The following is a 20,930-nucleotide window of genomic DNA, read 5'->3' on the forward strand; positions in this document are numbered from 1 at the left end:
GTCGAGAATATTCCCCGACGCTGGTCCGACTGCCCAGTCTAGGACGCTGGACCGACAGTGCCAGCCCGTGCTCAACGGCTCAGGGCCTCGTGGAGGGATGATCCGCCGGCATCAGCAGCTGCGTGCGCAACTCGTCCTCGCGCTGGCGTGCTCCGTCAGCGACGTTGTGCAGGAAGTCTGCGAGGTCCTCGCTGACCCGCACCTTGCGCTGGCCGATGGCGCGGCCGAGCGTACGCCCGATCTGCGCGGGGCTGGTCTGATCGGCCAACGCCCGCGCCTTCTGCCGTCCCTTGAGCACGACATAGCCACCTGTCACGGCGCCGAGGCCGAACCACACCGCTGCCTTCATCAGGCCTTCCTCCGCTTGGGCCCGGGACCGATGGCCCGGCGTACTCCATAACCAACCGCTGACAACTTCAGCAACGGCACCCCGACAGTCTCCTTGAACAACGACGAGAACTCGGCCGCGTTCCGCGCCACGTCAGCGGCGTGGGCACTCACCCGCGCGGCGTCCTCGGTCACGACCGCCAACTTCTCCAGCTCCACGTTGGTCGCGCTGACCGTGCCCTTCAGTTCGGTCAGGATGGGCACCGACTCCGCGCCGAGGTCCCGCACCTGCCGCCGCATTTCCCCCAGCACTCCGCCCAGCTTCAACAACGGCACCGCACACAGCAGCACCAGGAGCAGGAGAGCGCCCGCGGCGATCAGACCGGCGACTTCGCCAGCAGACATGTCAGTCCCTTACCTCGATGGGTTGCCGGGCCACTGTAGTCCACCGCACCGGAGTCCACGCCATCGCGCACGCTCTCCGTCGCCACGCCGGATGTCAGATCAGTTTGGTTTTCAACGGCTCCACGATCACGCCGGACGTCGTCGGGGTGAAACTGCCATAGACGCGGTGGACCCGGGCAGTCCGGTTCTCGGCGACGAAGCGCATGCGACCCTGGGACGTGACGTGCACGGCGGCACCGTCGTCCGCGCCATAACCATCCGGGAGACGGCCTTCCGCCACCCAGTTCGCGAAGTCCGGGGCCCGCTGCTCCTCACCATCGAAATGCGGGCAGAACGAGCCCTTGATGAGGCCCATCCCCCCATGCCACGGCTGCAGGGTCGGTCCGAACGAGTCGGTCGAGCACGCCTCGAACCAGACGTTGGCGCCGGCGGAGATGCCGGCGAGCACCGTGTCCCGGTCCTTCATCCGATCGCGGATCGCATGAGTCAAGCCGTGCGCCTCCCACAGCGCGACCAGGTTGACTGTCGAACCACCACCGACCAGAAGCACATCCGCCTCGCCCATCGCGCGCTTGATCGACTCGCGCGCGTTCTCCCACAGGGTCAGCACGCTGGTCCGGATCCCCATCGGCGCATAGGCGGTCAGGAACTGGTTGATATAGCGCGGATCATCGGCGGAGGCGGTCGGGACAAAACAGACGTGGGGGGTCCTCGCGTCGCTGAGGCCGACGATGTAGCGATCGAGGGGCGTCACTGCCCCGTTCGCCGACATCGAAAAACCGCCGCCTCCCATGGCCACGATGTGAGTCGTCATGGGCGACATCTTCGCAGACCGTGCCCGATCCGCAGGGCCGAAACCCCCAGATCCACCCGGTCCGCGTGGTGAAGGTCACCGCGCCGGTCGGTCACGATTCCCGACCCAGCAGTCTGCGCAGCGCCTCAAGGCGTTGCTGCAGCCCCGCCTCCGCGCCGTGCGGGGTGGGCTCGTAATACCGCGCGTCGGCCAGTTCGTCCGGCAGGTACTGCTGCGCCGCGACCCCGTGCTCCGCGTCATGCGCATAGAGGTAACCCTTGCCGTGGCCAAGTGCTTTCGCACCGGGATAGTGCGCGTCCCGAAGATGCAGCGGGACCTGTCCGATCCGGCCGGCCTTGATATCGGCGGTGGCCTTGTTGAGACCCATGTACGCCGCATTCGACTTCGGTGCCATCGCGCACGCCACGGTCGCGTGGGCCAGGTTGATCCGCGCCTCGGGCATCCCGATCAGTTGGACGGACTGGGCCGCCGCCACACAGGTCTGCAGCACCGACGAATCCGCGAGCCCGATGTCCTCGGAGGCCAGGATCACCAGTCGCCGTGCGATGAAACGCGGGTCCTCTCCGGCCTCGATCATCCGAGCCAGATAGTGCAGCGAAGCGTCGACATCGGAGCCCCGCATGGACTTGATGAACGCGCTGATGACGTCATAGTGCTGATCGCCGTCCGCGTCATAGCGCACCGCGGCGCGGTCCACCGCCTGCTCCACCGTGCCCAGCTCGATGCGGGTCGTGTCGCGGGCAGCCGCGCCGGCGGCGGCCTCCTCGAGATAGGTCAGCACCCGCCGCGCGTCCCCGCCCGCCATCCGTCGGAGCGCGTCGCGGGCGTCGTCGGTCAGCGTGTACGCCTCCCCCGCCGCTGTCCGCAGACCCCGCTCGTCGGTCAGCGCCCGGTCGATCAGGGCGTCGATGTCCTCGGTCGACAAGGGCTGGAGCGTCAACAGCAGCGAACGCGACAGCAGGGGTGAGATCACGGAGAAGCTCGGGTTTTCCGTCGTCGCCGCGATGAGAGTCACGATCCGATTCTCGACCGCGGGCAGCAGGACATCCTGCTGGGATTTCGAGAAGCGGTGGACCTCGTCGACGAACAGCACCGTGCGGGTGCCGCGGGCGAGATCACGACGCGCCTGGTCGAGAACTGCGCGCACCTCTTTCACTCCCGCCGTGACCGCCGAGATCTCCACGAACCGCGCGTCGTTGGTCTGGGACACCACCGCCGCAATCGTGGTCTTCCCCACCCCGGGCGGTCCCCACAGGAACACCGACATGGCCGTCTGACCGGACGCCAGCCTGCGCAGCGGCGACCCGGGGGCCAGCAGATGTTGCTGACCGACGATCTCCTCGATCGTCCGGGGTCGGAGACGAACGGCCAGCGGTGCACCGGCGTGATCGGTGTGCGAAAGGCTCCCCCCCGCCCCCACCGGCTCCGCGCGGGACGCGGGTTCCTCGAGGTTGCCGAAAAGGTCCTCGGTCATCGCCGCCGCCCCGGGCTCTCGGGACGCTTCACGGCAGGGACCACGTGTGCACCGGCTCGTTGCTGTGCATGCCCTCGACATAGCGCGTCAGCATGCGCTGCAGAGCCTCCTCGCGCGCCATCCCCGCCTGCTCGAATCTCGTCACGGTGTCGATCTGCCAACTCGCCCCGTTGCGGCCGAGCAAACAGCGCTGCTCGATGATCGTCAGATAGCGATCGATCACGTTCTGCGAGACGCCCCAGGACTCCAGGCCTGCGGCCGCCCGCGGCAACAGGTGACGCAGCACCAACTCGTCGACACTGAGTTCGCCGAAACCCGGCCAATAGACCGAGGCCTCCAGCCCGTCCCTCGCGCAGTTGGAGAAGTTCTGCGCGGCCGCCGAGAAGCTCAACCTGGACCAGACCGGCCGGTCACTGGTCGCGAGCGTGCGCACCAACCCGTAGTAGAAGGCCGCATTCGCCATCGTGTCAATGATCGTGGGCCCCGCCGGCAGCACCCGGTTCTCCACCCGCAGGTGCGGCTGCCCGTCGACCACGTCGTAGATCGGCCGGTTCCACCGATAGATCGTGCCGTTGTGCAGGCACATCTCCGCCAACTGCGGGGTGCGACCCGATTCCAGCACCGCCTGCGGGTCCTCGTCGCTCACCTCGGCCAACAGGCTGGGAAAATAACGGGTGTTCTCCTCGAACAGGTCGAAGATCGAGGTCACCCAGCGTTCGCCGAAGAACACACGGGGGCGGACACCCTGATTGCGCAGCTCGACCGGCCGCGTATCCGTCGCCTGCTTGAACAACTCGATCCGTGTTTCGGCGTGCAGTCGTTTCCCGAAGAGAAATGGTGAGTTCGCGCCCACGCCGAGCTGGGGACCGCTGACGGCCTGGGCGGCATTCCAGTACGCCGCGAACTCCCCCGGCGACACCTGCAGATGGAGCTGCACAGATGTGCACGCCGACTCCGGCGCGATCGAGTCGGCCCACATCCGCAACCGCTCGCCGGTCGGCCCCTCGATGTCGAGCTCGATGTCCTCCCCGCGGGCGTTGAAGATCGAATCGTTCAGGGCGGTGTAACGCCGGTCGTCAGAGATCCACTCACCGTTGAAATGCTCGGGCTGCAGTGTGGGCAAAATGCCGATGCAGCAGATGTGCGACCCCGTCTGCTTGGCGATCTGCTCCGCCCGATTCAACGACGCACGCAACTCTTCCTCGCGGCGCAGCGCGGAGTCACCGCCCAGCACCCTGGGCGGGCTGTTCAGCTCGATGTTGTAGCGCGCGAGCTCCGTTTGATAGTCCGGATCCTCGAGCGCCGCCAGCACCTCGGCATTGCCGAAGCTCGGTTCACCCTCGTTGGTGATCAGGTTGAGCTCGATCTCGAGGCCGGTCATCGGGCGTTCGGACTCGAACGGATGATGGGCGAGCATCAACTCGAAAACGTCCAGTCCGCGGCGCACCTTCGTGCGGAACTCGCGCCGTTGTTCTCGGGTATAGCGCGCGGTGCTGACTTCCTTGCCCAAGACCGGCTCCCTGTCTGCCCGTGTGTCGTGACTGCGACTCTGCTGCAGGCCAGCCTAGAGGGGACCGGCACTGTGCGGGTGGTGCTCCTGCAAGCGGACTGAGTTCCTAGACTGTTCATGAGATCGAGAGCAACGAAGCGAAGGAGCCGATCATGGAGAACTCCCCCCTGGCCAAGCTGAACGACGTCCCCCGGTTCGACGTGTCGAGCACCGACGTCGCCGATGGCCAGCAACTCCCGGAAGCCCAGCGCTCGGGAAAGATGCAGGTGCCGGGCGGTCAGGACGTGTCACCTCAACTGTCGTGGTCCGGCTTCCCCGAGGGCACCAAGTCCTTCGCGGTGACTTGCTATGACCCCGATGCCCCCACGCAGTCGGGTTGGTGGCACTGGGCCGTGCTCAACATCCCCGCCGACGTCACATCCCTGCCCACGAACGCCGGCGACCCCGACAATCCAGGTGTGCCGGACGGCGCCATCACTCTGAAGAACGACGCCGGCTTCCCCGGCTATCTCGGTGCTGCGCCGCCCAACGGTCACGGCGACCACCGCTATTTCTTCATGGTCCACGCCGTTGACGTCGAGAAGCTGGACGTGGAGGCGGACGGCACGCCGGCGTTGCTCGGGTTCAATCTCTTCTTCCACTCCATCGGCCGAGGCTGGATCGCGCCGACGTTCGGACACTGAGTTTGAGATAGCAGCGCAGACGTCCTCAACCCCAGAGCTTGAGGACACGGACGCCCAAAGAGCCCAGATCGAAGCGCACGGACTGCGGGACGCGGGACGGTCCATCGGCATACTGCAGGCTCGCCTCGAGGTTGACCTCATTGCCCGCTTGGATCGCGGCCACGATTTCCTCATCGATGCGAGCCTTGGCGGCGGCCGCGCCCCGCGGGCCGAGAATGAGGTTCGGCCCGGCGTCCTCGCCGCCGAACTGCTCGCCGATGATGAGAAACGGCTCGATCCGCCCGTCGATGGCTGCCTGATCACAAAGCTCCACCGTGGTCAGGTCGCTGAAATCCTCGCCGCTGTTGACGTCGATGACCTGTTCCGGCGGCGGGGGCTGAGCCGGATCTGTTCCGGCCTGCTTTTTCTTGAAGAGTCCGAACACACCTCGACGCTAACTGACGTCCGGGGGCACGGTCGGCCGATTCGTCCAGATCAGGGAGGGCCCCGGGCACGGTCAGGGCCCGGCGGGCGGGATCTGGCTCGCTGCCGGCGCGCAGTCGGGGGAGAATGAAGCACGTGTTCGTGATCAGCCTCGTTCTCTGTGCCGTTGTGGTGACCCTGACCGTCGTGGCGGTGCGCCGGGATGCGCGCTGGCTGGGGAATGCGTACCTCATCGGCCTCTCGGCACTTCTCGTCCTGATCACCGCCCTCTCAGTTCCGGGTCTCGCTGCGCTGATCCTCGTCGGTGGCTTCGTCGGTCTGGTGCTCGCTCCCTTGTCGGTCGTCGTGCTCGTGGTTTTCCTCATCTTCAACGGCCTGACGATGGTGCGTCGGGAGAGCCGGTCGCTCGCCAATCTGCTGTCCCTCATCGCCGGCCTCGGCATCGCGGCCGTCATGGCGGCCAGCCTGATCGTCCTCGTGAACCCGAACACACCGCTTACGCCGCTGGCGCTGGCCGCGGTCCTTGCGCTGGGTTATCTCGGGTTCGAGTTCACCTGTTTCGTGGGCTATGCCTGGGCCTATGCCCAGATCGCCCGCCGCGTGCCGGCCTCCCACGTGATCGTCCTGGGCTCGGGCCTCAAGGACGGACGGACCGTCGGTCCGCTGCTGGCCGGCCGGGTGGATGCCGGCATCGAGCATTATCGACGCATTCGGGCTGCCGGGCGCGAGCCGCTCCTCGTCCTCTCCGGCGGCCAGGGACCCGACGAGCACGTGCCGGAGGCGCGCGCGATGGCCGACTATGCACTCGCCCGCGGCGTACCCGCGGAACACCTGCTGGTCGAGGACCGCTCCCGCACGACCCTGGAAAATTTGCGGTTCACCCGTGCGCTCATCGCAGGGCGGGACGACTCACCGGCCGCACTGTCGGTCGCGCAGCACAGACCGCCCACAGACGCGCTGGAAGCCCGCGCCGGCACGGCGACCAAGCCCGGACTTCCGTGGTTCGCGCCCCCGGTCGATGCCTCGATGCTGATCGTGACGAGTGATTATCACGCGCTGCGGGCGGCGACGTACGCGCGGGAGCTAGGGCTTCCCGCCCACGCCGTCGGGGCGCGCACAGCGCGCTATTTCTGGCCCAGCGCAGTCCTGCGAGAGTTCGTCGCCGTGCTGAACCGGCAACGGAAACGCCACGTCGTGCTGCTCGCACTCATCGCGCTCCCGCTGCCGTTGTTCCTGCTCCTCCTGGCACTCCTCTAGAGCCGGCTCTGCCGGCTGCGGAGTCCCGGACGCCGGGATTACGCCTTCGCGTCGCCCTGCTTCGACTCGTCCTGCTTCGCCTCGTCCTTCTTGGGCTCGGGTTTGAAGTCCACCCCGGCCTCCTTGCGCTGCTGCGGGGTGATCGGCGCGGGCGCCTGGGTCAGCGGATCGAACCCGCCGCCGGACTTCGGGAAGGCGATCGTGTCCCGGATCGACTCGGTGCCGGCGAGCAGGGACACGATGCGGTCCCAGCCGAACGCGATGCCGCCGTGGGGCGGGGCGCCGAACGAGAACGCGTCGAGGAGGAAGCCGAACTTCTCCTGGGCCTCCTCGTCGGAGATACCCATCACCTTGAACACGCGCTCCTGGACGTCCCGGCGGTGGATACGGATCGAGCCGCCGCCGATCTCGTTGCCGTTGCAGACCATGTCATAGGCGTACGCGAGCGCACTGCCGGGATCGGTGTCGAACGTGTCGACGGACTCCGGCTTCGGTGAGGTGAACGCGTGGTGGACCGCGGTCCACGCGCCACCGCCAACCGCGACGTCACCGGCGGCGACGGCGTCGGAGGTCGGCTCGAACAAGGGCGCGTCCACGACCCACAGGAAGGACCACGCGTCCTCGGGAATCATGTCGGTGCGCTTCGCGATCTCGACGCGGGCGGCGCCGAGCAGTTCCTGCGACGGCTTGCGCTTGCCGGCGGCGAAAAAGATGCAGTCGCCGGGCTTCGCCCCCACCTGGTCGGCGAGTCCGGCGCGCTCGGTCTCGGAGATGTTCTTGGCGACCGGGCCACCGAGTTCGCCGTCCTCGGCGACCGTGACATAGGCCAAGCCCTTGGCGCCGCGCTGACGGGCCCACTCCTGCCAGGCGTCGAAGGTGCGCCGCGGCTGTGCCGCGCCGCCCGGCATGACGACGGCTCCGACGTATTCGTTCTGGAACACCCGGAACGGGGTGTCCGCGAAGAACTCGGTCACCTCGACGAGCTTGTTGTCGAACCGCAGGTCCGGCTTGTCGGAGCCATAGCTGTCCATGGCATCGCGATAGCTGATCCGCGGGAACGGGGTGGTGAGCTCCACGTCCTTGAGCTGCCAGATTTCCCTGACGATCTCCTCGCCGAGCTCGATGACGTCGTCCTGGTCGACGAAGCTCATCTCGATGTCGAGCTGGGTGAACTCGGGCTGGCGGTCGGCGCGGAAGTCCTCGTCACGATAGCAGCGGGCGATCTGGTAGTACCGCTCCATGCCGCCCACCATCAGCAGCTGCTTGAACAGCTGCGGGGACTGCGGCAGGGCGTACCAGTTCCCGGGGCTCAGCCGCGCGGGCACCAGGAAGTCGCGCGCCCCTTCGGGGGTGGACTTGGTGAGCGTCGGAGTTTCGATCTCGACGAAATCCCGCTCGCCCAGCACCTTGCGGGCTGCGGCGTTGACCTTCGACCGCAGGCGGATCACGTCGCCGGCCGCCTTGCGGCGCAGATCGAGATAGCGATAGCGCAGCCGCGCCTCCTCGCCGACGTTGATCCGTTCGTCGATCTGGAACGGCAGGGGCGCGGACGGGTTGAGGACCTCGAGGTCACGGATCACGATCTCGACCCCACCGGTGGGCAGGTTCGGGTTGACGTTCTCCTCATCCCGGGCCTCGACGACGCCGGTGACCTTCACGCAGAACTCGTTGCGGAGATCGTGGATGCCGGCGGACTCCAGATATTCGTCCCGGACGACCACCTGACAGACGCCCGAGGCGTCGCGCAGGTCCAGGAAGGCCACGCCTCCATGGTCCCGTCGCTTGGCCACCCACCCGGCGAGGGTGACGGTCTGGCCGATGTCTTCGGTGCGCAGTGTGCCGGCAGCATGCGTGCGGATCACGGGCGATTCCCTTCTGTTCCCTTGTGTGTGGCCCGCATAGACGGTGCGGGCCCGAACGAAACCTAGCCGATCAGTTCAGCGTCGGCGAACACGACCGCAGGGGGCGTCATCCGGCCGAGCGCGGGCGCTGCGGCCGCGCGGGCTCCTCGTCCCAGTCCATCTCGACGAACGCGCCCTCTAGCGGCTCGTCGTCAGGGTCGATGCGGGCGTGGAGGACCTCACGAAGCAGGTCCTGTTCGTCCACGTCGATGCCTGCTTTCGGCAACACCACGAGGAGCCGACCCCGCACCCCGCCGGAGGCCAGGACGAAATCGTTCTCGTCCTCCAGCCACCGGGTGAACCGGGACCAGGCAAACCGGTCGCGGTCCACGCTCACGCCGTCGGAGTCGAGGACGACCCGCTGCACCTTCTGCGCCTGCGCCTCGGCGCGGGCGCGCAGCAGCGCCAGTCCATACAGCACCACCGCGGCCACCGCGAGGAGCACCGCGAGCAGACTCGGGCGCACCCCGAACAACACCTGCACCGCAATCAGGAACAGCGCCGCCCCGAGCGCGAGCCCGCAGCCGATCCCGACGACGGGATTGACGACGTGGCGCAGGCGATGGAGCCAGCCGCGCTTCGGCGGCACCTCGACCCGATAGTCCAGCCGTCCGTCCTCGGTGATCATGCAGGCCCCACGACCGGCGTGAGGTCCTCGGTCGGCGGCAACCAGGTGGCGGCGTCGGCGGCGACCTGCTCGCCGCTGCGGATGTCTTTCACCTCACCGGAGGAGAACCAGACGAACGGAATGCCTCGGCGGTCTGCGTACTTGATCTGCTTGCCGAACCGGTCCGCCTTCGGCGCGACCTCGGTCGCGATCCCCCGTGCCCGCAGCTGCTGGGCGGTCTCTATCGCCTCGGCGCGGGTCTCCTCCGCATCGACGGCAACAAGGACGCAGGTCGGCACCGAACGGCTCACGGTGAGCTTGCCCTTGGTGACGAGCGGCACGAGGATCCGGGTCACCCCGAACGAATAGCCGACACCCGGATAGGTGGTCTTCCCATCGGAGGCGAGCGAGTCATAGCGGCCCCCGGAGGCGACCGACCCCATCTTCTCGAAGCCGACCAGCTCGGTCTCATAGACCGTGCCCGTGTAGTAGTCGAGCCCCCGGGCGATCTTCAGGTCGGCGACGATCCGACCCGGAACTGCGGAGGCGGCGGTGGTCACCAAGGTGGCGAGTTCGTCGAGGCCCTGGTCCAGGAGGTCGGAGCGTACGCCCAAGTCCCGCACCCGGTCGACGAACGACGCGTCCGCGGCCTGGATGTCGGCGAGCGCCACACATTGGCGAGCGACCGCCTCCGGCAGGCCGAGGTCCGTCACGAGCAGCTCGACCACCGCGTCGGGGCCGATCTTGTCGAACTTGTCGACGCGCTGCAGCACCGCCGCCGTGTCCTCGATCCCGAGTCCCTCATAGAAGCCCTGGGACAGTTTGCGGTTGTTGACGTGCATCAGGACCGGTGGAATCCCGAGCTCGGTGTGCAGCCGCTCGAAGGCCTCGAGCGCCACCAGCGGGATCTCCACATCGTGGTGCGCGGCCAGCGTCTCGGACCCGATGATGTCGATGTCGGCCTGGCAGAACTCGCGATAACGCCCTTCCTGGGGACGCTCACCGCGCCAGACCTTCTGGATCTGATAGCGACGGAAGGGGAACGCGAGGTGGCCCGAGTTCTCCAGCACATAACGCGCGGCTGGCACCGTGAGGTCGAAGTGCAGCCCCATCTCGTCCGCGCTGTCGCCCTCGGCATGCAGCCGACGAACAGCGAAGATCTCCTTGTCGATCTCCCCCTTGCGGGCGAGGACGTCGAGCGGCTCGACCACGCGGGTCTCGATGGAGCCGAAGCCGTGCAATTCGAACGACGAGCGCAGGATGTCCAGCGCGCGCTGCTCGATAATCCTCCCGGCGGGCAGGAATTCCGGATAACCGGAGATCGGCTTGGGACGGCTCACAGCATGTTCTCCTGGAGATAGGGGTTGGTGGCGCGCTCGCGCCCGATGGTCGTCTGTCCCCCGTGGCCCGACAGCACGGCGGCGGTGTCGGGCAGGTCGAGGATGACGTCCCGCAGCGTACGCACCATCTGCGCAGGATCGCCACCGGGTAAATCGGTGCGTCCGATGCTGCCCGCGAACAGCACATCGCCGGAGAAGACCACGCGGTCGATCTGCGGCCCGGCGGCATCGAAAGGGATCTCCAACAAGGTGCAGCCGGGCGTGTGTCCCGGCGCATGGCGGTGGGTGAAGTCAATGCCGGCGTACGCATGAGTGCCGCTCGCGGGCAGACTGCGGACGTCCTGCGGTTCGGTGAGGCCATCAGCTCCGCCGCTGTAGCCGCGGCACAGCTGGATGAGCTCCGACATGCCGAGCCGGTCGAAGGGCAGCGACAGCATGTGCCGGTCCGCGTCGTGGATATAGACGGGGATCCCGTAGCGCTGGGTGATCTCGTGGACGGCGAACACGTGATCGATATGGCCGTGGGTGAGCAGGACGGCGACGGGCGCCAGGTCGTGTTCGGTGACGATTTTGTCGACCGAGCCGCCAGCGGTCATGCCGGGATCGATGATGACGCACTCGGCGCCCGGTTCACGGGCGACGACATAGCAGTTGGTCTGCAGGGGGCCGGCGGGAAAGGAGGCGATCAACACAACGGGTGAGTCTAGTCCTCCCGGCGGACAGCCACGGGCGTCATTCAGGACGCAGTGACCCGCCGCGCGGGCCGAGGGCTGACCCGGCCCGCCCGACGGGCGTTCGAGGGAAACGGTCAGGCAGCGATGTGATAACCGGCGTCGACGAACAACGTCTGTCCGGTCATCCCGCTGGCAGCGTCCGTGCACAGGAACGCCGAGAGGCCGGCGACCTCGTCCAGGCTGACGAGTCGCTTCATCGGGGACTTGCTCTCGGCCAGATGGAGCAGCCCGTCGAAGTCCGACAGACCGGAGGCAGCGCGGGTGCGGACCGGGCCGGAGGACACCGCATGCACGCGAATGCCCTGCGTGCCGAGTTCCAGCGCCATATAGCGCACAGTGGCCTCGAGGGCGGCCTTGATCGGGCCCATGATCCCGTAGTTGGGGATGGCCTGCTCGGACCCGATGTAGGTCATGGTCAGCATGCTGCCCCCGTCGGGCATGTGCGGGGCGCAGAGACGGCCGAGTTCGGCGAACGAGTGGCACGACACGGTCATGGCCCTCGCGAACCCTTCCGGGGAACTGTCGACGATGCGGCCGTGGAGATCGGCGAGCGGGGCCCAGGCGATCGAGTGGACGACGAAGTCGAGCTGACCGAGTTCCGCGACGGCCTGGTCCACGACGGCTTCGAGGGCGCCCTCCTCCTCGACGTTCAGGTTGAGCAGGGTGACACCGAGGTCATCGGTGAGCGGCTGGACATACTTGCGAGCCTTGTCGTTGAGACAGGTCGTGACCAGGTCGGCGCCCAAGGCACGAGCGGTCCTCGCCACGCCATAGGCAAGGCTCCTTTCGTTGGCGAGGCCGACGATCAGGCCCTTCTTGCCGGACAGATCCATCATCGAGGCGGACATATTGGGGCACTCCCTCCACGTTTGTGTCCGTGACACCTCGTCGTGCCCGAAACTCCACGCCAGCAGCGAATCCTGCTGTCGTCATGCGAATCCAGACGTTAGCGAGAATCGCGTCCTCAGCTAACACTCGTGTCGGATAGCGGGACAATCGACCGAGATCCCGGCACCGACGACGCCGGAGGGCGGAGTGCCTTTCTGGTCTCCCGGGGTTTCGGGGGTCCGCAGTGTGCGATTGTCCGGTCTCGATGGGGCAAGATAGGCAGCATGAGTGACACTGCAGGTCCCGCCGCCTTCGGCCGGGTCGCCGAGGACGGAACCGTCTATGTCCGCACCGCCGATGGAGAGCGTTCCGTCGGGCAGGTCCCGGATGTCTCCCCCGAGGAAGCGCTGGCGTTCTTCGTCAGGCGCTACGAGAGTCTGCAGGTCGAGGTCGACCTGCTGGCTGCCCGGGTCAGGGCCGGCACGATGTCACCCGAAGAGGCCCGCAAGGCCGTCAACACGCACAAGACCCAGATCATCGAGGCCAATGCGGTCGGTGATCTCCAGAGCCTCGCCGATCGACTGGACTCCCTGACGGGGGCGATCTCCGAGCAGGCCGAGGCGCGCAAGGCGCAGCGCGCCCAGCAGAACGAGCAGACCCGTGCGACCAAGGAGCAGATGGTGGCCGAGGCGGAGGCTCTCGCCGCGGGCAATGACTGGCGCGGCGGCGTCAACCGGTTCCGGGCTCTCCTCGAGAGCTGGAAGGCTCTCCCCCGCATCGATCGGCAGACCGATGACGCGCTCTGGCACCGATTCTCCAGTGCGCGCACGACCTATACCCGGCGCCGCAAGGCCCAGTTCGCGCAGCAGGCCGAAAAGCGCGACCAGGCCAAGCGCGTCAAGCAGGAGATCATCACCGAGGCGGAAGCGATCGCCGGGTCGACCGACTGGGGACCCACGGCCGGCGCGTTCCGCGACCTCATGCAACGGTGGAAGGCTGCCGGCCCCGCCCCGCGCGATGTCGACGAGCAGCTCTGGCAGACCTTCCGCGGGCTCCAGGACCAATTCTTCGCCGCCCGCAGCGCCGCCCTCAGCGAGCAGGACGCCGAGTTCCGCGGCAATCAGGAGGCCAAGGAGGCGCTCCTGGCGGAGGCCGAGCAGACCGTCCTGCCGATCAAGGACCTGAACGTCTCGAAGCAGGCCTTCCGCGCGTTCCTCGACAAGTTCGCCGAGATCGGGAAGGTCCCGCGGGATGCCATTCGCCCGATCGACAACCGGGTGCGGGCGCTCGAGCAGGCGATTCGCAACGCCGAGGAGGAGCAGTGGCGCCGGACCAATCCGGAAGCCCGTCAGCGCGCCTCCGACACGGCCAACAAGTTGCAGACCCAGATCGACCAACTCGAGCAGAAGGCCGCCAAAGCCGAGGCGCGTGGTGACGAGCGGAAGGCCAAGGAGCACCGCGAGGCCGCAGCGACGTATCGCAGCTGGTTGGAGCAGGCCGAGAAGGCGGTCCAGGACTTCACCGGCTGATCGGTCCTGAAGAGCTGTGGGGCCGCCTCTCGGGGTGGCCCCACGGTCTTTTTCGCCCGCCTATTGCTTGACCCGATAAACGTCGAACACTCCGGGCACCCGCCGCACCGCCTGCAGCAGCGCCTCCAGGTGTTTGGGATCGGGTGTCTCGAAGGTCATCCGCGTCTTGAACACGCGCTGCTTGTCGGTCGTCATCGTTGCCGACACGATGCTCACGTGATGTTCCGACACCGCGCGGGTGATGTCGTGCAGCAGACCGGTCCGATCCAAGCCCTCGATCTGCACCGCCACCAGGAAAGAGCTCTCGGCGGTGGGCGCCCACGACACCTCGACCAGCCGTTCCGGTGAGGCGCGCAGGCTGTCCGCGTTGGTGCAGTCCGTGCGATGCACGGAAACACCCTGGCCGCGGGTGATGAACCCCATGATCTCGTCGCCGGGCACCGGGGTGCAGCACCGGGCCAGCTTGACCCACAGGTCGGTGTCCCCGTGGACCGCGACGCCCGTGCCGTTGACGGACGTGCGGTTGCCCCGACGTCGCTGCGTGGTCAGCGAGGCGCCCTCGGAGACCTCCTCGGCGGTTTCGTCGCTGCCGCCGGCGACGCGGATCAACCGCTGGACCGCGGCTTGGGCGGAGATCTGGTGCCGGCCGATCGCTGCGTACAGCGCCGTGACATCGGCCAGCCGGTAGTGATGGGCGACCGCGGTCACGTTCTCCAGCGTGATGATTCGCTGCAGTGCCAAGCCGGCCTTGCGGACCTGCTTCGCGAGCATTTCTCGGCCGCTGTCGACGGTGGCCTCCCGCTGTTCGCGGGAGAAATATTGCCGGATCTTGTTGCGGGCCTTGGGGCTCTTGACGAACTCGAGCCAGTCCCGGCTCGGGCCGGCGCCCTCGGCCTTGGAGGTCATGATGTCGACCACGTCGCCGTTGACGAGGGTCGACTCCAACGGCACGAGGCGCCCGTTCACGCGGGCCCCGATGCAGTGCTGTCCGACTTCGGTGTGGATCGCATAGGCAAAGTCGACCGGAGTGGACCCGCCGGGCAGCGTGATCACCTCGCCCCTGGGTGTATAGACATAGACCTCGGCAGAACTGATCTCGTAGCGCAGGCCCTCGAGGAACTCGCCCGGGTCGGCAGCCTCCCGCTGCCATTCGGTGAGGGAGCGCACCCAGGTCAGCTCCGAGCCATCGGGGTTGACGACCTTGTCCGCGGCCGTCTTGGTGGGGCTTTCCTTGTATTTCCAGTGCGCTGCGACACCGTACTCCGCGCGACGGTGCATGTCGTGGGTGCGGATCTGCAGTTCGACCGGTTTGCCGGACGGACCGATGACGGTGGTGTGGAGCGATTGGTACATGTTGAACTTCGGAACCGCGATGTAGTCCTTGAAGCGCCCCGGGAGGGGATTCCACCGCACGTGCATCACGCCGAGCGCGGCGTAGCAGTCCCGTGGTGTGTCCACCAGGATCCGCAGCCCGACGAGGTCGTAGATGTCGGCGAAGTCGCGGCCGCGGACGACCATTTTCTGATAGATCGAGTAGTAGTGCTTCGGACGGCCGTGCACGGTCGCCTTGATGCGCGCGTCCTTGAGGTCGCCGGTGACCGTCTCCGTCACCTGGGCGAGCAGTTTCTCGCGCTGGGGCGCCCGTTCGGCGACCAGTTGCACGATCTCGGCATAGATCTTGGGGTGGAGCACCGCGAAGGCGAGGTCCTCGAGCTCCCATTTGACCGCGTTCATGCCGAGCCGGTGCGCCAGCGGGGCGAAGATGTCGATCGTCTCGTTGGCGATCCGTGTCTGCTTGTCAGGGCGCAGGAAGTGGAGCGTGCGCATGTTGTGCAGGCGATCGGCAAGTTTGATGACCAGCACGCGGATATCGCGCGCCATCGCGACGACCATCTTGCGGATCGTCTCGGCCTGGGTGGAATCGCCGTAGGTGACCTTGTCCAGCTTGGTCACCCCGTCGACCAGGCGCGCGACCTCGTCACCGAAGTCGGCCGTGAGCTGCTCGATCGTGTAGGACGTGTCCTCCACCGTGTCGTGCAGCAGCGCCGCACACAGCGTCGACTCCGTCAGACCGAGTTCGGCCAGGATGGTCGCGACGGCCAGAGGGTGGGTGATGTAGGGATCGCCGCTCTTGCGCAACTGTCCACGGTGATAATGCTCGGCGGTCCGATAGGCCCGTTCGACGACCGCCGTGTCAGCCTTGGGATGGTTGCTCCGCACCACCTTGAACAGCGGATCCAACACGGAAGCCTGGGAGGGTCGTCCGAACCTCGCGAGCCGGTGGCGCATGGACATGCGCGGCTGCTCGGGCCCGCTCGACAGCCGGTCCGGGACTTTGGGCGTCGCTGTGACCGCGCCGAGATCCTGCGAGTCGTTCACCCGTCCGCACCTCCTGTCACGCAATCAAACAGTTTAGTCACGAGAGTACGCCGTGCGTGCCACCGCCCGGCTTCATCCTCAGTCGTCGTCGAGGGCGCCACCCCGGTCATACCGCACCGGAATCTCCCGGTCCCGGGTCGGTCGGCCGTCCGCGGCCGTGCTCCGGCGAACCACCACGAGTTCGTCGCCGAGCTCGAGGTTGGCCACGGTGGGGTCGAAATAGCGGCGGAGCGTCTTGTTGCGCACGACGGCGATCACGCGTTCCTCGGTGATGTCCCCCGGGCTGCGGCCGACCTCCTCCGACCGGACCTGGCGTTCGCTGAGCTCGAGTCCTTCACCGGAGGTCAACAGGTCCTCCAGCATCGTGCCGATGTTGGGACTGACCGCGGACATCCCCAACAGGCGCCCGACCATGTCCGACGACGTGACGACGGAGTCGGCGCCGGACTGGCGCAGCAGGGAGACGTTCTGTTCCTCGCGGACAGCGACGACGATGTGGGCGCGCGGGTTGAGCTGGCGGGCGGTGAGTGTCACGAGGATCGTCGAGTCGTCCCGGTCCAAGGTGATGATGACCTCGCGGGCCTTGGTTATCTCCGCGCGGCGCAGGATCTCGCGCCGGGTCGCGTCACCCTCGATCGCGGCGACCCCGTCGAGGTTCGCATCGACGATGGCGCTCGGGCGGGCGTCGATCACGACGACCTTGGAGGTGTCCCGGCCGTGGCGGGCCAAGGTGGACACCGCGGTCCGGCCCTTGGTGCCGTAGCCGACGACGACGATGTGGTTGCGCATGCGTTTCCTCCAGCGGGCGTCGATGAGCACGCGGCGCCCCTCGGTGGCGAGGACCTCAAGGGTGGTGCCGACCAACAGGACCAGGAAGATGATGCGCAAGGGGGTGATCACGAGCGCATTGATGATCCTGGCGTGCGTGCTGACCGGCGTGATGTCGCCGTAGCCGGTCGTGGTCATGGTGACGGTCGCGTAATAGAGCGCGTCGACGAAGTTGATGCCGTCCTGGTTGACGTTGTCACTGTAGGAGCCGCGGTCGACCCACACCACCAACGTGATGATGGTCAGCAGGGCCAGGCCGAACAGCCCCCGCAACAAAAGTTCCCGAGCGGGTGTCGTGCCGCGATTGGGCAACGACACCAGGCTGATCTGGCGCGGATTCAGCCCGCCACTCGGGTCCGGGATGATGCCGGCCATGGTCAGCTCTCGACCGTGAGCAACGCGTCGATCCGGTCTAGGCCGGCTTCCAGCAGGCGGGCACGTGCGCCGAGGAACCCGAGCTCGAGCAGCACCGCCACCCCGGCAAGGTCCGCATCGAGGGATCGCACGAGTTCGGCCGTGGCCGCGACCGTTCCCCCGGTGGCCAGCACATCGTCGACGATCAGGACCCGCATGCCCCGACCGAGGGCATCCGCGTGCATCAGGAGCTCATCGGTGCCGTATTCCAGCGCGAACGTGGCCGACAGAGTCGGCCTGGGCAACTTGCCCGGTTTCCGCACGGGCACGAACCCGACCCCCAGCGCATGCGCGACCGGAGCCCCCATGATGAACCCGCGGGCCTCCATGCCCACCACGATGTCGATGTTCGGCGGCGCCAGTTCGACCAGTCCGTCGACGGCCATCCGAAATCCATCGGGGTCGGCCAGGAGCGGCGTGATGTCCTTGAAGACGACCCCCGGTCGGGGGAAGTCAGGGACGTCGGCGATCAGCGCGGACAGCGTCTCCTGCGGTGTGGAACGGGCGACCGGCATCACTATTTCTTCCGTTCGCTCCGGGTCTGGCGACGTGGTTGCTGCCGATCAGCGGGAATGGTCGGCCACTGTTGTGCCGTGCTGGTGGTGATCCTCGGTGCAGCGGGCTCCGTCTCCAGGTCGTCGCTCGCGTCGTCGTCCGCGGGCTCCACCACGCTGTCCTCGACCGGATCGGTGGGGACCTCGACCGGTTCCCGGCGACCCGACCTCCGCGTTGCGACCCCCGAGGTGCCGCGCTCGACCGCCTCGGTGTGTTCCCGGATCTCCGGTTCGCGCATCTTCATGTCGACGAGCAGCGGCGTGGCGATCAGCACTGACGAATAGGCACCCGCGATCATGCCGACGAACAGGACAAGGCCGAGGTCCTTGAGTGGTCCCGTGCCGAGATAGAGCCAGCCTGCGACCAGCAGGGCCGCCACGGGCAGCACGCCGATGATGGTGGTGTTGATCGACCGGATGAGGACTTGGTTGACGGCCTTGTTGGCCAGCGCGGCATAGGTGGAACGGCGTTGATCGTGCAGGCCGCGCACGTTCTCCCGGACCTTGTCGAACACCACGACCGTGTCATAGAGCGAATAGCCGAGGATCGTCAGCATGCCGATGAGCGTCGCCGGGGTGAAGGTGAAGCCGATCAGGGCATAGATCCCGATCGTGAGCACCAAGTCGTGCAACAGCGCCACAATCGCTGCGATCGACATCTTCAGGTCTCGGAAATAGACCCAGATGAGGAGCATGACGAGGACGAGGAACACCCCGAGCGCGATCAGGCCCTGCTGGGTGATCTGCTTGCCCCAGGAGGCGCCGATCAGGCTGTACGCCACTTGGTCGGGGTCGACGCCGACCTGTTCGGCGATGACCTCGCGCATCACCGGAACCTCGGTCTGTGGATCCAGGGTGCGGGTCTGGATGCGGACCGTGTTGTCGCCCATCGTCGTGACGGTCGTGTCGCCGAGGTCCGGCAAGCCGGAGCCCTGGACGGCTGCGCGCATCTCGTCGACCGTCTGGGTGGTGACGCGGGTGGGCGCCTGGAAGTCGGCGCCGCCGGAGAACTCGATGCCGAGCGCCAGCCCGCGGAACACCAGCGCCGCCAGAGCGATCGCGATGATGATGCCGGACATCACATACCACCGCTTGCGCAGCCCGACGATGTTCAGCGAGATGTCACCGGTATAGAGCCGGTTCGCGATGCTCTTCCTGCCGGAGGCCGCCTTGTTCGGCGCCGAGGTCGACTCGTTCAGTTCCGTGTCGGACATCACGCCTCCTTCCCTGCCGCGACCGGCACCTTGGGTGTGCGGCGACTGGTCCGCCCGGACAGGGTACGGACGCCGAGATGCTCGGTGTCCAGGCCCGAGAGCTTGTGGCCGTCGCCGAAGAACTTGGTCCGCACCAGCAGCGACATGAGCGGCTTGGTGAAGAAGAACACGACCGCCAGGTCGAGGAGCGTGGTGAGCCCGAGGATGAACGCGAAGCCCTTGATGCCACCCATCGCCAGAATGAACAGGACGATGGCCGACAGGAGTGTGACGGCATCCGAGATGAGGATGGTGTTCTTGGATCTCGCCCAGCCCGCTTCGACCGCGGACCGGAGCGATCTGCCCTCCCGGACCTCGTCCCGGATCCGTTCGAAGAAGATGACGAACGAGTCGGCGGTCAGGCCGATCGCGACGATCGCACCGGCGATGCCGGGCAGGTTCAGCGCGAACCCGACGGACTGCCCGAGCAGGACCGTCATCGCATAGGTGAACGCCGCAGCCACGCCCAGCGACAGCACGACCACGAGGAACAGCCCGCGGTAATAGAAGATCGCGTAGGCGACCACCAGCGCGAGACCGATGAGACCGGCGATGATGCCGGCCCGCAACTGCTCACCACCGAGGGTCGCCGACACGTTGGAGACCTCGGACACCTCGAAGGCCAGCGGCAGCGCGCCATATTTCAGGACGTTCGACAGTTCGGTCGCCGACCGCTCGTTGAAGGAGCCGGAGATCTCCGCGCGACCGCCCGGGATGGACTGACTCACGCTCGGGGCCGAGATCACCCGGCCGTCGAGGACGATCGCGAAGCGGTTCTGCGGGTCCTGATTGGCGGCGAGAGCGCCGGTCGCCTGCTCGAACATCGTGGCGCCCTGGCCGTCGAACTCCAGGTTGACGACCCAGTTCAGCTGATTCTGCGGGACCCCCGCGGACGCGGTGGTCAGACGATCGCCGGTGATCATCGCCGGACCGAGGAGATATTTTTCCGTGCCGGTCCGATCACACGCGACCAGTGGCTGGTCGGAGATGTCGGGGATCTCTTCGCCGCACTCGTATTCGGTGAAGTCGACGAAATCGTTCTCGGTGGGTTGCCACGTGGTCGCCTGTTCCGGCGGCAGCCCCTGGCCGGGCTCGGTGGGACGCGGAGTGCGGGGCGGCGGCGGCGCGGTCGGCAGCATCGGTGCCGGCCGGTTCGCTCCGGCGGTGGGGTCGGCCGCCGGGTCGTCAGCAGGTTGCTCCTCACCGGGCGCCTGCTCACCCGGCGCGACGGTGGCGTCTGCGCCCGGTTCTCCGGCACCTGGCTCCGGGCTGCCGGGATCCGGCAACGGTGGCTGCACGGCCTCCACGTGATAAACCGCGCGGAACGTCAGAACCGCTGTCTGACCGACCATGCGGACCAGTTCGTCCTGCTGCACGTTCGGCACGGTCACGACCACTTGGCGGTCACCGGAGGTCGTCACCTCGCTCTCGCCCACACCGAGCGAGTCGACGCGCTGCTGAATGATGGTCCGCGCCTGCTCCAAGCTTTCCGACGAGGGCGCACCACCGCCGGCGGTGTTGCTGGCGGTCAATGTGATCGTCGTGCCGCCGCGCAGGTCGAGACCGAGCTTCGGGGTCCACGTGCGGGTGGCCGCCATCACCCCGAACATCGCCGCGAGGATGACGAACAGGATGATGATCGTGCGCAGCGGATGTCCATACCGACTCGG

At 67.2% G+C, this 20,930-nt stretch carries 19 protein-coding genes; 3 read left to right on the forward strand and 16 right to left on the reverse strand.

The window, feature by feature from the left end:
- Window positions 1-79: 79 nt before the first annotated feature.
- From ACQ260_RS02340 to ACQ260_RS02360, 5 genes are all read right to left on the reverse strand, one after another.
- A complete protein-coding gene (locus tag ACQ260_RS02340) occupies window positions 80-349 on the reverse strand; it encodes a hypothetical protein (RefSeq protein WP_432557787.1) in 270 nt (89 codons plus the stop codon).
- Window positions 349-732 (reverse strand): DUF948 domain-containing protein, encoded by a 384-nt coding sequence (locus ACQ260_RS02345; protein ID WP_432557788.1) that lies wholly within the window; start codon window positions 730-732, stop codon window positions 349-351. Before ACQ260_RS02345 ends, ACQ260_RS02340 begins: the two co-directional genes overlap by 1 nt.
- A gap of 94 nt (window positions 733-826) precedes the next feature.
- Complete coding sequence (locus ACQ260_RS02350) at window positions 827-1,546, reverse strand: Type 1 glutamine amidotransferase-like domain-containing protein (RefSeq protein WP_432557789.1); 720 nt, start codon at window positions 1,544-1,546, stop codon at window positions 827-829.
- Window positions 1,547-1,637: 91 nt separating this feature from the next.
- On the reverse strand, window positions 1,638-3,020 hold the full coding sequence (locus ACQ260_RS02355; RefSeq protein WP_432557790.1) for a replication-associated recombination protein A: 1,383 nt from the start codon (window positions 3,018-3,020) through the stop codon (window positions 1,638-1,640).
- Window positions 3,021-3,048: 28 nt separating this feature from the next.
- Entirely contained in the window at window positions 3,049-4,530 is a 1,482-nt protein-coding gene (locus tag ACQ260_RS02360) for a glutamate-cysteine ligase family protein (RefSeq protein WP_432557791.1), read from the reverse strand.
- Window positions 4,531-4,682: 152 nt separating this feature from the next.
- Between ACQ260_RS02360 and ACQ260_RS02365 the strand changes: the two genes are divergently transcribed.
- Complete coding sequence (locus tag ACQ260_RS02365; protein WP_432557792.1) at window positions 4,683-5,213, forward strand: YbhB/YbcL family Raf kinase inhibitor-like protein; 531 nt, start codon at window positions 4,683-4,685, stop codon at window positions 5,211-5,213.
- A 25-nt stretch (window positions 5,214-5,238) separates the two neighbouring features.
- Here the strand turns inward: ACQ260_RS02365 and ACQ260_RS02370 are convergent, their stop codons facing one another.
- Window positions 5,239-5,637 carry a hypothetical protein gene (locus ACQ260_RS02370; RefSeq protein WP_432557793.1) on the reverse strand — a complete coding sequence of 133 codons (399 nt, stop codon included), beginning with the start codon at window positions 5,635-5,637 and terminating at the stop codon, window positions 5,239-5,241.
- Between the two features lie 125 nt (window positions 5,638-5,762).
- On the opposite strand from ACQ260_RS02370, the gene ACQ260_RS02375 reads away from it, so the two are divergent.
- Window positions 5,763-6,893, forward strand: a complete 1,131-nt coding sequence (locus ACQ260_RS02375; protein WP_432557794.1) for a YdcF family protein — start codon at window positions 5,763-5,765, stop codon at window positions 6,891-6,893.
- A gap of 38 nt (window positions 6,894-6,931) precedes the next feature.
- On the opposite strand, the gene aspS is transcribed toward ACQ260_RS02375, so the two are convergent.
- From aspS to fabI, 5 genes are all read right to left on the reverse strand, one after another.
- On the reverse strand, window positions 6,932-8,755 hold the full coding sequence (gene aspS, locus ACQ260_RS02380) for an aspartate--tRNA ligase (RefSeq protein WP_432557795.1): 1,824 nt from the start codon (window positions 8,753-8,755) through the stop codon (window positions 6,932-6,934).
- Window positions 8,756-8,861: 106 nt separating this feature from the next.
- Window positions 8,862-9,422 carry a YcxB family protein gene (locus ACQ260_RS02385; RefSeq protein ID WP_432557796.1) on the reverse strand — a complete coding sequence of 187 codons (561 nt, stop codon included), beginning with the start codon at window positions 9,420-9,422 and terminating at the stop codon, window positions 8,862-8,864.
- The gene (gene hisS, locus ACQ260_RS02390) at window positions 9,419-10,741 is read right to left on the reverse strand and encodes a histidine--tRNA ligase (RefSeq protein WP_432557797.1); all 1,323 of its coding nucleotides are present in this window, start codon (window positions 10,739-10,741) and stop codon (window positions 9,419-9,421) included. Before hisS ends, ACQ260_RS02385 begins: the two co-directional genes overlap by 4 nt.
- Window positions 10,738-11,433: an MBL fold metallo-hydrolase gene (locus ACQ260_RS02395; protein WP_432557798.1), complete on the reverse strand. Its 696-nt coding sequence runs from the start codon at window positions 11,431-11,433 to the stop codon at window positions 10,738-10,740. The genes hisS and ACQ260_RS02395 overlap by 4 nt, the downstream gene beginning before the upstream one ends.
- Before the next feature lie 116 nt (window positions 11,434-11,549).
- Complete coding sequence (fabI, locus tag ACQ260_RS02400) at window positions 11,550-12,323, reverse strand: enoyl-ACP reductase FabI (protein ID WP_432557799.1); 774 nt, start codon at window positions 12,321-12,323, stop codon at window positions 11,550-11,552.
- Window positions 12,324-12,587: 264 nt separating this feature from the next.
- Between fabI and ACQ260_RS02405 the strand changes: the two genes are divergently transcribed.
- The gene (locus ACQ260_RS02405) at window positions 12,588-13,832 is read left to right on the forward strand and encodes a DUF349 domain-containing protein (RefSeq protein ID WP_432557800.1); all 1,245 of its coding nucleotides are present in this window, start codon (window positions 12,588-12,590) and stop codon (window positions 13,830-13,832) included.
- 60 nt (window positions 13,833-13,892) lie between these two features.
- On the opposite strand, the gene ACQ260_RS02410 is transcribed toward ACQ260_RS02405, so the two are convergent.
- The 5 genes from ACQ260_RS02410 to secD form a co-directional block, all read right to left on the reverse strand.
- Entirely contained in the window at window positions 13,893-16,127 is a 2,235-nt protein-coding gene (locus ACQ260_RS02410) for a RelA/SpoT family protein (protein ID WP_432558351.1), read from the reverse strand.
- A 162-nt stretch (window positions 16,128-16,289) separates the two neighbouring features.
- Window positions 16,290-17,414 carry a potassium channel family protein gene (locus ACQ260_RS02415; protein WP_432557801.1) on the reverse strand — a complete coding sequence of 375 codons (1,125 nt, stop codon included), beginning with the start codon at window positions 17,412-17,414 and terminating at the stop codon, window positions 16,290-16,292.
- Window positions 17,415-17,416: 2 nt separating this feature from the next.
- A complete protein-coding gene (locus tag ACQ260_RS02420; protein WP_432557802.1) occupies window positions 17,417-17,968 on the reverse strand; it encodes an adenine phosphoribosyltransferase in 552 nt (183 codons plus the stop codon).
- Window positions 17,969-17,970: 2 nt separating this feature from the next.
- Window positions 17,971-19,221, reverse strand: coding sequence for a protein translocase subunit SecF (secF, locus tag ACQ260_RS02425; RefSeq protein ID WP_432557803.1), 1,251 nt, complete (start codon window positions 19,219-19,221; stop codon window positions 17,971-17,973).
- Window positions 19,221-20,897, reverse strand: a complete 1,677-nt coding sequence (gene secD, locus ACQ260_RS02430) for a protein translocase subunit SecD (protein WP_432558352.1) — start codon at window positions 20,895-20,897, stop codon at window positions 19,221-19,223. Before secD ends, secF begins: the two co-directional genes overlap by 1 nt.
- Window positions 20,898-20,930 lie beyond the last annotated feature (33 nt).

The sequence above is a fragment of the Ammonicoccus luteus genome (assembly GCF_050880385.1).
GTDB lineage: Bacteria > Actinomycetota > Actinomycetes > Propionibacteriales > Propionibacteriaceae > Enemella.